The sequence below is a fragment of the Tundrisphaera lichenicola genome, from assembly GCF_051175385.1.
Classification (GTDB): Bacteria; Planctomycetota; Planctomycetia; order Isosphaerales; family Isosphaeraceae; genus Tundrisphaera; species Tundrisphaera lichenicola.
In genome coordinates this window covers 2,841,308-2,854,389 of record NZ_CP195106.1, presented here as the reverse complement: position 1 = coordinate 2,854,389, position 13,082 = coordinate 2,841,308, and the positions used below count along the sequence as shown (strand labels likewise).

At 65.4% G+C, this 13,082-nt stretch carries 13 protein-coding genes; 6 read left to right on the top strand and 7 right to left on the bottom strand.

Features of this window, described 5'->3' with window-relative positions:
- Window positions 1-151: 151 nt before the first annotated feature.
- From hisF to P12x_RS11305, 4 genes are all read left to right on the top strand, one after another.
- On the top strand, window positions 152-946 hold the full coding sequence (hisF, locus tag P12x_RS11320; protein WP_435010973.1) for an imidazole glycerol phosphate synthase subunit HisF: 795 nt from the start codon (window positions 152-154) through the stop codon (window positions 944-946).
- A 216-nt stretch (window positions 947-1,162) separates the two neighbouring features.
- Window positions 1,163-2,317: a type IV pilus twitching motility protein PilT gene (locus P12x_RS11315; RefSeq protein ID WP_435010972.1), complete on the top strand. Its 1,155-nt coding sequence runs from the start codon at window positions 1,163-1,165 to the stop codon at window positions 2,315-2,317.
- A 424-nt stretch (window positions 2,318-2,741) separates the two neighbouring features.
- Window positions 2,742-4,247 (top strand): GspE/PulE family protein, encoded by a 1,506-nt coding sequence (locus tag P12x_RS11310; protein WP_435011663.1) that lies wholly within the window; start codon window positions 2,742-2,744, stop codon window positions 4,245-4,247.
- Between the two features lie 177 nt (window positions 4,248-4,424).
- Window positions 4,425-5,159 carry a hypothetical protein gene (locus P12x_RS11305; RefSeq protein ID WP_435010971.1) on the top strand — a complete coding sequence of 245 codons (735 nt, stop codon included), beginning with the start codon at window positions 4,425-4,427 and terminating at the stop codon, window positions 5,157-5,159.
- A 73-nt stretch (window positions 5,160-5,232) separates the two neighbouring features.
- On the opposite strand, the gene P12x_RS11300 is transcribed toward P12x_RS11305, so the two are convergent.
- The 5 genes from P12x_RS11300 to P12x_RS11280 form a co-directional block, all read right to left on the bottom strand.
- Complete coding sequence (locus P12x_RS11300; protein WP_435010970.1) at window positions 5,233-6,024, bottom strand: ABC transporter permease; 792 nt, start codon at window positions 6,022-6,024, stop codon at window positions 5,233-5,235.
- Window positions 6,024-6,494 (bottom strand): hypothetical protein, encoded by a 471-nt coding sequence (locus P12x_RS11295; protein ID WP_435010969.1) that lies wholly within the window; start codon window positions 6,492-6,494, stop codon window positions 6,024-6,026. Before P12x_RS11295 ends, P12x_RS11300 begins: the two co-directional genes overlap by 1 nt.
- Before the next feature lie 17 nt (window positions 6,495-6,511).
- On the bottom strand, window positions 6,512-7,282 hold the full coding sequence (locus tag P12x_RS11290; RefSeq protein ID WP_435010968.1) for an ABC transporter ATP-binding protein: 771 nt from the start codon (window positions 7,280-7,282) through the stop codon (window positions 6,512-6,514).
- A 96-nt stretch (window positions 7,283-7,378) separates the two neighbouring features.
- A complete protein-coding gene (locus P12x_RS11285; RefSeq protein ID WP_435010967.1) occupies window positions 7,379-7,870 on the bottom strand; it encodes a hypothetical protein in 492 nt (163 codons plus the stop codon).
- Between the two features lie 162 nt (window positions 7,871-8,032).
- Entirely contained in the window at window positions 8,033-8,671 is a 639-nt protein-coding gene (locus tag P12x_RS11280; protein ID WP_435010966.1) for a hypothetical protein, read from the bottom strand.
- A gap of 220 nt (window positions 8,672-8,891) precedes the next feature.
- Between P12x_RS11280 and P12x_RS11275 the strand changes: the two genes are divergently transcribed.
- Window positions 8,892-10,226 carry a hypothetical protein gene (locus tag P12x_RS11275; RefSeq protein WP_435010965.1) on the top strand — a complete coding sequence of 445 codons (1,335 nt, stop codon included), beginning with the start codon at window positions 8,892-8,894 and terminating at the stop codon, window positions 10,224-10,226.
- Between the two features lie 36 nt (window positions 10,227-10,262).
- Here the strand turns inward: P12x_RS11275 and P12x_RS11270 are convergent, their stop codons facing one another.
- Complete coding sequence (locus P12x_RS11270) at window positions 10,263-11,522, bottom strand: Gfo/Idh/MocA family protein (protein ID WP_435010964.1); 1,260 nt, start codon at window positions 11,520-11,522, stop codon at window positions 10,263-10,265.
- A gap of 222 nt (window positions 11,523-11,744) precedes the next feature.
- Between P12x_RS11270 and P12x_RS11265 the strand changes: the two genes are divergently transcribed.
- Window positions 11,745-12,329, top strand: coding sequence for a hypothetical protein (locus tag P12x_RS11265; RefSeq protein ID WP_435010963.1), 585 nt, complete (start codon window positions 11,745-11,747; stop codon window positions 12,327-12,329).
- Window positions 12,330-12,353: 24 nt separating this feature from the next.
- On the opposite strand, the gene P12x_RS11260 is transcribed toward P12x_RS11265, so the two are convergent.
- On the bottom strand, window positions 12,354-12,884 hold the full coding sequence (locus P12x_RS11260) for an adenine phosphoribosyltransferase (RefSeq protein ID WP_435010962.1): 531 nt from the start codon (window positions 12,882-12,884) through the stop codon (window positions 12,354-12,356).
- Window positions 12,885-13,082: the final 198 nt, after the last annotated feature.

Genomic DNA, 13,082 nt, shown 5'->3' with positions numbered 1-13,082 from the left:
ACGTTCCGACACCGACGATCGATCGCGCCCGTCCTCTTTCATCCGGGCACCGTCTAGGATCGCTTGCCGTGGTGGGTTACAATTCCGTTAGTCGGGCGGATTTGGTTCGCCGCGGCTTCTCGGAGGCCCGAACGGGGACGCAGCTCGACCTATGCTCGCCAAGCGGATCATCCCCTGCCTCGATGTGAATGAAGGTCGGGTGGTCAAGGGGACCAACTTCGTCAACCTTCGCGACGCCGGCGATCCGGTCGAGGTGGCCGCGCGGTATGAGGCGGAGGGGGCCGACGAGCTGGTTTTCCTCGATATCACGGCCAGTCACGAGGGTCGCGGGATCATCCTGGACGTGGTCCGGCGCACCGCGGAGGTCTGCTTCATGCCGGTCACCGTGGGAGGCGGAATCCGGACCCTCGACGATATCCGGGCCTTGCTGAATGCCGGAGCCGACAAGGTTTCGATCAACTCGGCGGCCGTGAAGGACCCCGGGTTCGTCGAGAAGGCCGCCCGTCGATTCGGCCGCCAGTGCATCGTGGTGAATATCGACCCGAAACGAGTCAGCCGCGAGGGTCGGGAAGTCTGGGAGGTCCACGTTAACGGCGGGAGGATCTCCACCGGTCTGGAGGCAGTCGCCTGGGCCCGAGAGGTCGAGCGTCTGGGGGCTGGTGAGATCGTCCTGACCAGCATGGATGCCGACGGGACCAAGGCCGGTTACGACCTCCCGATGACCCGGGCGGTGGTCGACGCCGTCGAGGTCCCCGTGGTCGCCTCCGGCGGGGCCGGGAACCCCGAGCATCTCCGGGCCGCGCTCGACGAGGGGGGGGCTTCCGCCGCCCTGGCCGCCAGCATCTTTCACTACCGAGAGTTCACCATCGCCCAGACGAAGGATTATCTCCATCGTCGGGGCGTCCCCGTCCGGCGTGTCGGGACGGCGGCTATCGCCATTGATTGAGGGAAGCATGGCCGATCCGTCGATGGTCGATCGCCAGGTCCGGCTCCCGATGGATCGGCCTTCGCCCATCGGTCGGCGGTCGAGCGGCCCTTCCATCGCCAATTTACGACGCAGCCCCATTTCGATCCAGTCAGACGACACATCCCCAATTCCAAGCCTCTTCGGCCGCCCCCAAGCACCACGCCGGCGCACCAATCGCGCGGAGGACTGAGCATCATGTCGACCGTCGAAGCAACGAGTATCGAAGCCGTCGCCACCGAGCCCGAGGCCAATAAACTATTCCGAATGGTCATGAAGCATCAGGGCTCGGACCTTCACCTGAAGGTCGGGCTTCCCCCGTGCATGAGGCTCGGCGGGGTCCTCCGGCAGATGTCCTTGCCGGTCCTGACGACCGCCGAGATGGAACGGCTGATGTTCCCGATCCTCACCCCTCGGGCCAAGAAGATCCTGGAAGAAGAAGGCGGTTGCGACTTCGCCCACATCGTCTACGACGGCAAGCTCGAGACCCGGTTCCGCGTCAACCTGTTCCGCGCCCGGGGACGGCTCAGCCTGGTCGCCCGGCGGGTGAGCAACTCGATCCCCAACTTCGAGCAGCTCGGCCTGCCACCAGTCATCGCCGAACTCACCCAGTACGAGCAGGGGATCATCATCTTCGCGGGCGTCACCGGCTCGGGCAAGAGTACCAGCATCGCCTCGATGCTCCAGTACATCAACGAACGCGAGCGGATGCACATCGTCACGATCGAAGACCCGATCGAGTTCACGTTCACCGACGACAAATCGATCATCAACCAGCGTGAGCTGGGGATCGACGTCATGGACTTCCACAAATCCCTGAAGGATGCGGTCCGCCAGGATCCGGACATCATCCTGGTCGGCGAGATGCGTGACCAGGATACCTTCAGCGCGGCCCTCCACGCCGCCGAGACAGGGCACCTCGTCTTCGGGACGATTCACGCCTCCACCGCCCCGTCGACCATCAGCCGAATCCTCGATCTCTTCCCCCGCGAGATGCACACTCCCCTGCGGCAGAACATGGAGTTCAACCTCAAGGCGGTGGTCGCCCAGAAGCTCCTGCCGACCGCCAAGGAGTATCGCGAGAAGACCGGGCAGACGCGCGTGCCGACCAACGAGATCATGCGGACCAATCCGATCATCCGCAAGCTGATCATGAACGAAGACGACAACAAGCTGGGCGATGCGATCCGGATGGGCAAGGAAGAGGGGATGCAGGACTTCACCGAGAGCCTCCGCCAGCTGGTCGTCGCCGAGAAGATCGATCGGGCGACGGCGTTCGAGTTCGCCCCGAGCGTCGAGGTCCTGAAAATGGCGCTCAAGGGGATTACGCTCAACCAACCTGGTATCTTGTAAGTCGAAGCGCCGCAAGGTTGGGTCGCGACACGACGGGCCTGCGACCATTGTCCCGGTCCCGACACTCCCCCATCGGGAGGGGTCGAGACCGGGGGCGCGACCCCGGAGATCGTCCCCGTTTCACCCCTCCCGGCCCTCGATGCGTCCACCGTTCAATGAAAGGCCAGCGATGATCCGTCCGCGTCTCGCCGTCGCCGCGCTCGCGACATTCGCCCTGCTGATCCTCGGCGTGGCCTCCGATGCCTCGGCTGCCGGCCTGGGCGATCTCGCCCTGCTCGCGCAGAAGTTCGACATGCAACGCGGGTCGGGGTTCTACCTCAACCTGTTCAAGTTCGCCCCGGTCCTCATCATCTACCTGCTCTGGGCCTGGACGACCGCCTGGGTCGACTCGGATACCAAGGAACTGGCCAATACCCGGTTCGAGATGTGGAACTCCGTCGTGTTCGGCACCGGCGTCCTCGGGCTGGCGATGGTCTGGGCGATCCCGATCTACGCGGTCGGCCTGGTCCTGCTGCTCCTCTCCTACTTCATCCCGCTGTTCACCTACATTTACGTCCGGAACCAGACCGTCCCCGATGACAGCAAGGTCCTGACGCCCTACCACTTGGGCGAGGTCGCCAACGGCCTGATGAACAAGATGGGGATGCATGGGGTCTTCAACAAGGGCGATGACGGGGGGGACCGATCGGGCCCGCCGATCACCTTCGTGGGCAAGACCCAGGGCTCCGCGAAGGCCGACCCCGAACGGGTGGCGCGGGCCGAGGAGTCGAAGTCGTACATGGCCGCCAAGGAGCTGGTCTACGACGCGGTCCTCCGCCGGGCGACCGACATCCACCTGGAGCCCAGCCCCGAGCAACTCTCGATCCGCTACCGGATCGACGGGATCCTCCACGCCGCCGAGCCCTTCGATCGCCCGACCGGCGATGCGGTCCTGAACGTCTTCAAGGTCCTGGCCGCGATGGACATCTCCGAGAAGCGGAAGCCCCAGGACGGTTCATTCGGCGCCAAGCTCGAATCACGCGACATCGACTTCCGCGTGGCCACCTCGGGCTCGAAGTCGGGCGAGAAGATGGTCATGCGAATCCTCGACAACGCCTCGGCCGTGGGCCGGCTGGACGAGGTCGGGCTCCGGGGCAAGATGGTGGCCGAGATCCGCAACGTGGTCACCCAGCCGCACGGGATGTTCCTCTGCTGCGGGCCGACCGGGTCGGGCAAGACGACCACGCTCTATGCTTGCCTCCGCGAGATCGACCGCTTCCAGAAGAACATCATCACGGTCGAGGACCCGATCGAATATCATCTCGACAACATCACCCAGATGGAGATCAACACCAAGAGCGGGCAGACCTTCGCCGGGAGCCTCCGGTCGATCCTCCGCCAGGACCCCGACGTGATCATGATCGGCGAGATCCGAGACCAGGAGACCGCGACGATCGCCTGCCAGGCGGCCACCACCGGCCACTTCGTCTTCTCCACGGTCCACTCCAACGACACGATCACCGCGCTGTTCCGGCTCCTCGACCTGGGCGTCGAGCCCTTCATGATCGCCTCGGCCCTGACCGCCGTGCTCGGCCAGAGGTTGGTCCGCCAGCTCTGCGAGAACTGCAAGGAACCCTACAAGCCCAAGCCCGAGTTCCTCAAGAAGGCCAACCTGCCCGCCGACAAGGTCGACGTCTTCTATCGAAAGCCTACCGAACCCCAGGTGGTCTGCCCCGCCTGCGGGGGGACCGGATATCTGGGCCGGACCGGGATCTTCGAACTCCTGATCATCACCGAGCCGTTGCGAGACCTGATCCGGGAAAACCCCTCGATCAATGCCATCAAGGCCGAGGCCCGCAAGAACGGCATGATCTACCTCCAGGAAGACGGCCTCCGCCAGGTCATCCAGGGCAAGACGTCGATCGATGAACTCCTGCGAGTTGTGAAGTGAGTGACATGGCCTCAGGGGTTCGTCATCACGATGGCGTAGCTTCCTGACGGTTCCCTCTCCCCTCGGGAGAGGGTGGCCGAAGGCCGGTTGAGGGCCAAGACATCCGCCGGTCCGGAAAACGCCAGACATCTTCCCTCAAACATCGACGACAACCCACTTATTCGGGAATATCGTTTCATGAGTACGATCATCGACCTGATCATCCTCGGCCTGGTGCTCGGGATGACCTACGCCCTGATGAGCGAAGGGCTCTGGGGGGCGGCCCTGATGTTCTTCAACGCCCTCTTCGCCGCCCTGATCTCGTTCAACTTCTACGAGCCCCTGGCGCAGCTGATCGTCAATAACGTCGGGTCGGAGATGGTGGGCAACTTCTCCGACTCGCTGAGCATGATGGCCATCTATATCGTCTCGCTCCTGCTGCTCCGGCTGGCGACGGAGAGCATCGCACCCACGATGGTCCGGTTCCCGACGCCGGTCTACCACCTGGGCCGGGTCGTCTTCGCGGCGGGCGCTTCCCTGGTCATGATCGCGATGCTCCTGCTGGCCTATCAGGCGTCGCCCGTCCAGAAGAAGATGCTCGGGGTGATGGACTACAAGTACAAGCCGTTCTACGGCGAGCGGTTCGATCGCGACTTCCTGGCCTTCTTCCAGTACACCACCGGCTACACCTTCGCCCGGAACGGTGTGGGGGATCCGGATCCTTCGGGTGAGTTCCGAGACCGGCCGATGCTCTTCGATCCCAAGGCCGAGTGGCTGATGATCCACCAGGCCGCCCGCCCCTACGGGACCGAGGCGATCCTCGAAGAGGCTCCCGATGCCGCCGCCGCCGCGGGCACCACCCCCGAAGGCGGAGCGGGAGGCCCCGGGATGATGCCCGGCCAGCCCGGCGGCCCCGGGATGACACCGCCCTGATTCGAGATCCAGGGCGAGACCGTCAGCCACCCCATTCCCCTCGGGTCGCCCTGGGGAGTGGGGTGGCCAATCCTCATCCCTCCAGCGTCTCGCGCCGCAACTGCTGGGCTGGCGTGAAGTGGCGACTAAGTCGGATCGCCAGCAGGATCAGGACGCTGATCGCGACCGTCGAGGCGATCTCCAGGTAAAGCAAGATCTGGTAGCGGATCGCCTGGCCGACGTCGGCCCCGGCCAGGAGCTGACCGGTGGTCATCCCGGGGATGGCCACGATCCCCGCGATCGCCATGTTGTTCAGGATCGGCGAGAGCCCCGCCGAGACCGCCGAGCGGAGCGCCGGGGTGGCCGCTTGCCGGGGGGTGGCCCCCAGCGCGAGCCGAAGCTCCACGAGATCGCGATCGGCCCGGAGGTCGCTGGCGAACCGCTCGGCGGCCAGCGAGACGGCGGTCACGCTATTGCCCAGGATCATCCCCAGCATCGGGATCACCGTCTGGGCGTCGTACCAGGGCTGGACCCCCAGCGAAAGCCGGATCGAGACCGCCATCACCAGGGCGGCCCCCACCAGCATCGCCCCGAACGCCTGAACCCGGATCTCCCAGCGCCCCCGAGCCTGTCGGGCTCCCACGGTATGGGCCGCCACCGCCAGCATCGCCAGCGCGATCGACAGGACGAGCGCCGGTTGATTGGCCGCGATGATCGCCCGGAGGACCACCGCCAGGAGCATCATCTGGACGACCAGACGGGTCGTCGAGATCGCCATCGACCGGACCTGCCCGAGCCTCTGCCAGGCCAGCAGGATCATGCACCCCACCAGAGGCAGGCCAGCCCAGACCAGCCCTATCCAGTCCGGACCCTGAGCTTTCATCATCAGGACTCCTCGCCACTCGATGCCGGTCGTCTCTCGATGACGATCCTGTACCTGGACGAGAACCAGCCCCCGAACATCGCTCCCAGCACCAGGGGAATTGTATAAATCACGACGATGCAGCAGATCAGCAATGCTATCTCGGCTGAGCTAGTGGAAGGGAGGCCATCGTGGTCGTCGATCCACCCGATGGGGTAGAGGAATTGTGAATAATAGAGCGATGTGACGAGGGCGAAGAGGAGGATCATGATCCAGCCTATAGCCTGGAAGCCCATCCAGAACTCTCGATTGATGCTGTCTCGCTTTATCCTGGGCATTGTCAGAATCAACAGATTGCTCATGGGAAGGGTGGAGAGAGCAATCACCATTGGCTCTGCCGTGTTACACAACGCCCTCAGAATCGCGAAGTCGGCCGCGACAAAGAAGACCACCGCCATCAGGACTGCGATCGACCATCGTCCGGGCTTGATCAACGAAAGTCCTCCCTCGCTCAGGATCTGGTGCGAACGTCTTCGAGGCTCCCTCGTTCCTCGCCCGATCCGTTCCAGATCGACGCATCGGCGCGGGCCAAGACGTCGGACGTCGGCCCTTGGTCGACGACCCTGCCGGCTTCCAGGCGGATCGTCCGATCGCCGAGGCGGGCGGCCTGCTCTCGGTTGTGGGTGACCACGATCGTCCTCAGGCCGGAGGCGGCCCGACGCTCCAGCATCGCCGCGACCCGATGGGCCGAGGCCGGGTCGAGGGCCGAGGTCGGCTCGTCCATCACGAGGAACTCGGGGCCGATCGCCAGGCTCGCGGCGATGGCCAGTCTTTGTCGCTCGCCCCCCGAGAGCGCCGAGGCGTCGCGGTCGAGCCAGATCGGGTCGAGCCCAACCTCGTCGAGCATCCCGGCCAATCGGTCGGGTTCCGGCACGGCGAGGCCCCTGACTTCGAAGGGATAGGCCAGATTGTCGAGGAGTCGACCGGGCAAGGGTCGTGGGGCCTGGAACACCAAGCCAACCGCCGACCGGACCACCCGGATCGTCAGGCCGCGGAGGGGGATGTCACCGATGGAGAGAGTCCCGGAATCGGGGTCATCCAGCCGATTCAGGAGCCGGAGGAGCGTACTCTTGCCCGCCCCGGAGGCACCGATCAGGACATATCGGTAACCCGGCTCGAAAGTCAGGTCGACCCCACGGAGGATCTCCGATGTTCCTCGGGCGACCCGGACATCGTGAAGTCGGAAGGGTTGACCTCGGGGCCACGCGGAATCGTCGGTCATTCGGCGCTTGCTCGCGAGACCCGGTTTCGGCCGCCCATCGTTAATGGAGCAGGAGCGGCCGGGCCATTATGACGAACTCGGGTCGAGTCGTCACGCTCAACGGCCATTCTTCCGGATCGGCAGGGCTGACGATCCGGCGATCCCGAGTGCCCGGACGATCGACCGGGCCGCGAGCCCGCCCAGGCTCGCGGAGATCGCACCGAGCGACATGACGATCGCCGAGGCACCCGCGCCGAAGGACAGGGCGGTCGCCCGGTCGGTCGTGAATGCAAGCCAGAGGATCGGCTGGAGCGACCAGAGCCCGCCCAGGATCGCCCCCCATTTCGAGGCCGATACCTCGGTCGGGCCCGGTCCTTCGACCATCGACCAGCCTTCGATCATCCCCCCGACCGCGCCGCCGCTCCCTCCGACGCCCATGCCGAGCGTCCCGAAGGCCAGGAGGGCGAATCCCGAGGCGTCTCGACCTCCCGACGTGGAATAGGCGGCGTAAAGGAGCCAGCCCGACATGGCCCCGACGGCCGAGCCGGCGGCGGACCCGGAGATGGACCCGAACAAGGCGGCGGCGAAAGGGCAGGCCGAGCGGTGCATGGCGAGGCTCCGAGTTGTCGAGATCCCTGATCCAACCGCCGGCCGTCCCCGATCTTTAACCGGGATTCCGGGTCAATTCTGGAAGTCTCCGGTTATCGTAGGCAATCCGATCGGCCACGACTGCATCACTGGCCGGATTTCCCAGGCAGGACGAAGCGGGTTTCAGCCGTCGATCCTCGTCGGAGTTGCCGGGTCGAGTTCCCCAGGATAGTCGATGATCTCCCGGAGGAGGTCGGCCTGGGCCTTCCTCTCCTTGGTCTGGGCGACATGGGCCCAGATCTCGGCCATCGTAACGATCGTCCCTCTTTCCGGACCCCGGATCGCTTCGAAGACGCAAGCCCTGGCCATGTCGGCGCGGGCCGCAACGGTCCAGGCATGCGTCCATTCGACTTGATCGAAGTATTCATCGTATCGGACGACGGAGCCTATCGGATCGGCCGCCGAGACGGCCAGGGCGGCGTAGGCCGCATAGAGTCGGGCTGCGACGACGCAGTAAGTCTCGTCGTAGCAGAATCCAGCATCCGACTCGGCCACATACTCCTCTGCCTGCCAACGATTCAGGGTGGCTTCCGCCCTCCATCGGGCGTGTTCGAGTTGGGCGGGGGATGCCCGACCTTGAGCGTATCGCTCGGCAACCCGCACGGCATGGCGTGAGCCATCGGCGAGGAGATGCCAGATTCGTCGACAGAGCCCGCAGGCAAATAGGCGGAGTCGTTCGTCGCGGACTCGAGACAGGAGGAAACGGAGCATCAACTCGGGATCGGGCGAGGAAGCCCATTCCGACTCGGTCATTTCGGCCATCGGTCGGCAACGTCCTGGGATCGCCCCCGACCGAAGCGGGCAGGGTGCGTCGAGATCGCCGACCGGGGTCCATGATAATTTGGACCTGCACTCGACGGAAACCCGACCTTTCCCGATTACACTCCACCCGGTTGAATCGCCCGCCGCGATCCGAGACGATGGATGAACCGGGGACGCTGGCCCCCGGTCGCGACGCCCCCCGACCCGCTGATGGTGCTCGATGCCCCTGGACTGGCTGACCCGGCTCGACCCGCTCCGTCGGATTCGCTGCCCGTTCTGCTTCGATAAGTTCGCCGCGTGCGAGATGCACCTGCGGTGCGACGACCATTATTGCAAGACCGACTTCGGCCGGATGATCGATGACCCGATCCTTTCGAAGGCGCTCAATGGGCCGCGGTTCGCCGGGGCCGGGGCCAACCTGCGGAGCCCCTGGTGGGTCGACCCCCGGAAAGATCGTCGTCGCGGGTTCCGTCGCCACATCGACTGGATGCTCCTCCCCGCCTCGCTGGGCTGTCCGAACTGCGGCAAGCCGACCGATGTCCGTCTCTGCCCCCGATGCCACAGCCAGTTGCCCGACTCGGTCGTCACCCTCGGGGCCGGGCACATCGCGATCTTTGGCCCGCAATCGGTCGGCAAGACGACGTATGTGACGGTCCTGATCCACGAGCTGGAGCATCGCGTCGGCGCGGCCCGAGGGTTCACGCTCGACCCCCTGACCGACGAGATCCGCGAGCGCTACGACCGCGAATACCACGACCTGACCTATGGGACCGGCGGGCAGTTCGGGGTCGGAGAGGATCTCGACGGCGACACTTACCGACGGAGCCACTTCGCCACCCCGAGCATCGAGACCAATCGGAGGGTCCTGCAACCGCTGGTCTACCGGGTGACCGCCCGCAAGGGGAAGGCGAAGGATCGAAGGGCCGGGACCTTGCTCTCTTTCTTCGACACGGCGGGCGAGGACTGGGAGATGAACATCGACCTGCTCCGGGGCGAGGCCCGCTACCTCGCCCAGGCCCGAGGTCTGCTGTTCCTGCTCGACCCCTTGCGGATTCGCGAGGTGGCGCTCGACCGCCGGATCAAGCTGACCGAGAAGGAGGTCCGCGTTCCCCCGGCCGACTACCTGAACGACGCCCGGAAGCTCTCGACCTTCTTCGGCCGGACCCCCGTGAAGACCCCTCTGGCGATCTGCCTGAACAAGCTCGACCGCTGGGGGCATCTCCTCGAACCCGGCTCGATCTTGAACACCCTGGCCACTTCCGTGCCCGACCAGCCGCCCGACCGCCACCTCGACGCGCTGGTGCACGAGGAAGTCCAGTCGGCCCTGAGGAAGTGGGGGGCGACCGGCTTCCTCGACTATATGGCCACCCACTTCCCCATGCACCGATTCTTCGCCTGCTCCGCCCTGGGCGACGCCGCGACCGATCAGGATGATGCGCCTCAGCCTTTGCCGACGCCATTAATGGTCGAGCGGCCGGTGTTGTGGCTCCTGGAGCGGCAGGGGATCATCGGCGAACAAATGGATGTTGCACCTGTCGGCCAGGGTTTGACCTGACCGACAGGGGAGGCACCTCGCGTCAGCGAGAAGACATCAGACGATGGATGGCATCTCGAACCGCGACGAGTACTCGCGACTCAGGAGGGCGTTGGCCTCGGAGTCTCCGGGGAACGACTCGGTCGCGGCGTCGAAGGTGAGTTTGCGGCCGACTCTATGGGCGATGTTGCCCAGGTGGCAGAGGCGGGTGGTCAGGTGGCCGATCTCGATGTCGGCGTTGGGGGTCTCTCGCGACTTGACGCATTCGACGAAGTTGGTCAGGTGGGCCGACATCCCCTCGGTGGCCTTCCCCCCAGCTTCCTTGCCATCCTCGACCTTCCAGCCTTTCTCGTCGACGGTCAGGACCCCTTCGTCACCGTAGAAGGCAATCCCGAAGCCCAGTCCGTCCATCGGGTGCTTGTCGTAGAGCCGGTGTTCCCAGACGATGCAAGCCTTGGGGAACTCCCAGGTGACGATCTGGGTGTCGGGCACTTCGCGATCGTCGAAGACGTAGAGCCCGCCCCCGGAAGTCACGGCCGTCGGGGCATCGACCCCGAGGCCCCATCGGGCGACGTCGATGCCGTGGACCCCGTTGTTGCCCAACTCGCCGGTCCCCCAGTTCCAGAACCAGTGCCAGTTGTAATGGAACCGGTTCGACATGAAGGGGCGATCGAGCGCCGGTCCTTGCCACATCGCGTAATCGACACCAGCGGGGATCTCGGCGGGCTGGCCGGGGCCGATCGCCGGTCGCTTCTGCAAGATCCAGGCTCGGGCCATGCCCACGGTCCCGATCCCGCCCGACTGGACATATTTGACCGCCTCGATGACGTGCGGCATGCTCCGACGCTGGGTGCCCATCTGGACGACCCGCTTGTACTTCCGGGCGGCCTCGACCATCCGTCGCCCTTCGACCACGTTGTGGCTGGCGGGCTTCTCGGTGTACACGTCCTTACCGGCCTGGCAGGCCATCACTGCCACCAGGGCGTGCCAGTGATCGGGCGTGGCGTTGACGATGACGTCGACTTCCTTGTCATCCAGGAGCCGGCGGAAGTCCTTCTCGGCGCGAGGGGCCTTGCCGGAGATCTTCTCGACCTCGGGCGCGAGCCTGGCGATCATGGAGTCGTCGATGTCGCAGACGGCCACGACCTCGGTATCGGGCCGTTTGGCGAACAGGCGGGCCAGGTCGGTCCCTCGACTCCGGAGCCCGACCACGGCCACGCGGAGCCGCTCGCTCGCCGGGGCCGACCTCGCGATCCGGCCTGCCAAGGCAGCCGCCCCTGCCGCCCCGAGAAACGTCCTTCGATCGATACCGGTCATCGGTCTGGCCCTCGCTTGGTGAGATCGGCAGGATTTCTGGGGTGGCAGGCCCGATTGCGACTGGGCACGCCACCCATTCGGTTGATCGTCCCCCACGATCGACCCCACCGCAAGGCCCTCGCGGTTGACCGGACCGGGTGAGATCGGTAATCTTTGATCTGTGCGGATGCCCGTGACATCCAAGCCGATCCTATCCCATCAGCTTCGGAGGGCAGTCAGGCCATGAGACGCTTCAACCCTCTCTCGACGGCCCTGCTCCTCCTGTTTGCGACCTTGTCAACTTTGATGGCGATGGCCCTCGCGCGAGATTCCGGATCGTCCCTTCCCGGCAGCGTCGCGAAAGCTCCCGTGCGGACCCTTCCCGCCAAATCGTGGAGGCCGATCCCGGCGAATCCCTGGGACTGTCGACTCGCGATCACCTTACCCCAGGCTACATTCGATCGCGGGGAGCGGATCTGCCCTCGGTTGGTCCTCACGAACGGATCGTCCGAACCGGTCACGATCTGGGTCAGCACCTTCGCCTCGAACCATCGAATCGAGTTGTTCGATTCCGGCGGCAACGAGGTTCCCCTGACCGAACTTGGCGAACAGGCCCGGGATCGATTTGCCCCTCGGGGTGGCCGCGACAAGAATTATCGGGTCGTGATCCCCGCCGGAGGATGCCATGAGGAAGGCACTCCCCCGGACCTTTCCCAGCTGTATCGTCTCGGGTCGGGACGTTTTCAGGTGAAGATCACTTATCACGACGAGCAGGGACCGACGCCCATGAAGGTCGCCTCGAACTCCCTTGCGTTCGAGGTTCGCTGACCGACCCGTCGCATCTCGGGGGGATCAGTAGGTCAGCAGGCTGAAGATCTCTTCCGGCTCCAGCTTGGCCCGGCCTCCCAGGAAGCTCAGCTCGATCACGAAGGCACAGGCGACAACCTCGGCCCCGGCCATCCGGACCAGGTCTCGACAGGCGGCCATCGTCCCGCCGGTGGCCAGGACGTCGTCGAGCAGGAGGATCCGCTTGCCGGGTGCCAGGGCGTCGCTATGGACCTCCAGGCGGTCGGTCCCGTACTCCAGCGCGTATTCCAGGCCGATCTTGGAGTAGGGCAGCTTGCCCGGCTTGCGAATCGGGATGAAGCCCACGCCGAGCCGGAGCGCCAGGGGTGGCCCGAAGAGGAACCCGCGAGCCTCGGCGGCGGCCACCGCGTCGACCCCGTGACCCTGGAAATGGTCGGCCAGGCGGTCGACCGCCGATCCGAACGCCTTGGCGTCGGCCAGGAGGGGCGTGATGTCCTTGAACAGGATGCCCGGCTTGGGGAAGTCGGGGATGTCTCGGATGTGGTCGCGGAGGTCGATCGGGCCGTTCGCAGTCATTCCGGGCGGGCTCCCACTCACAAGAAGGCCGGGGCGAGGCGGCTCCGAGCGGTCCGGGACCGCCCACGCCGAAAGAACGTTATACCCCAGGAGGTGAGCCGTGGTCGAGCAACCCTCGAACGCCCTGAGGCCCATCGAATCCGGCCTCGCGAGCCCCATCGGGTCCATCCGGGTTCGCTGCCAGCCGCCCGCATCTCG

Coding starts and splice junctions, on each gene's coding strand:
- hisF (WP_435010973.1), top strand. CDS start 152: ATGCTCGCCAAGCGGATCATCCCCTGCCTCGATGTGAATGAAGGTCGG.
- P12x_RS11315 (WP_435010972.1), top strand. CDS start 1,163: ATGTCGACCGTCGAAGCAACGAGTATCGAAGCCGTCGCCACCGAGCCC.
- P12x_RS11310 (WP_435011663.1), top strand. CDS start 2,742: ATGTGGAACTCCGTCGTGTTCGGCACCGGCGTCCTCGGGCTGGCGATG.
- P12x_RS11305 (WP_435010971.1), top strand. CDS start 4,425: ATGAGTACGATCATCGACCTGATCATCCTCGGCCTGGTGCTCGGGATG.
- P12x_RS11300 (WP_435010970.1), bottom strand. CDS start 6,024: ATGATGAAAGCTCAGGGTCCGGACTGGATAGGGCTGGTCTGGGCTGGC.
- P12x_RS11290 (WP_435010968.1), bottom strand. CDS start 7,282: ATGACCGACGATTCCGCGTGGCCCCGAGGTCAACCCTTCCGACTTCAC.
- P12x_RS11285 (WP_435010967.1), bottom strand. CDS start 7,870: ATGCACCGCTCGGCCTGCCCTTTCGCCGCCGCCTTGTTCGGGTCCATC.
- P12x_RS11280 (WP_435010966.1), bottom strand. CDS start 8,671: ATGGCCGAAATGACCGAGTCGGAATGGGCTTCCTCGCCCGATCCCGAG.
- P12x_RS11275 (WP_435010965.1), top strand. CDS start 8,892: ATGCCCCTGGACTGGCTGACCCGGCTCGACCCGCTCCGTCGGATTCGC.
- P12x_RS11270 (WP_435010964.1), bottom strand. CDS start 11,522: ATGACCGGTATCGATCGAAGGACGTTTCTCGGGGCGGCAGGGGCGGCT.
- P12x_RS11265 (WP_435010963.1), top strand. CDS start 11,745: ATGAGACGCTTCAACCCTCTCTCGACGGCCCTGCTCCTCCTGTTTGCG.
- P12x_RS11260 (WP_435010962.1), bottom strand. CDS start 12,884: ATGACTGCGAACGGCCCGATCGACCTCCGCGACCACATCCGAGACATC.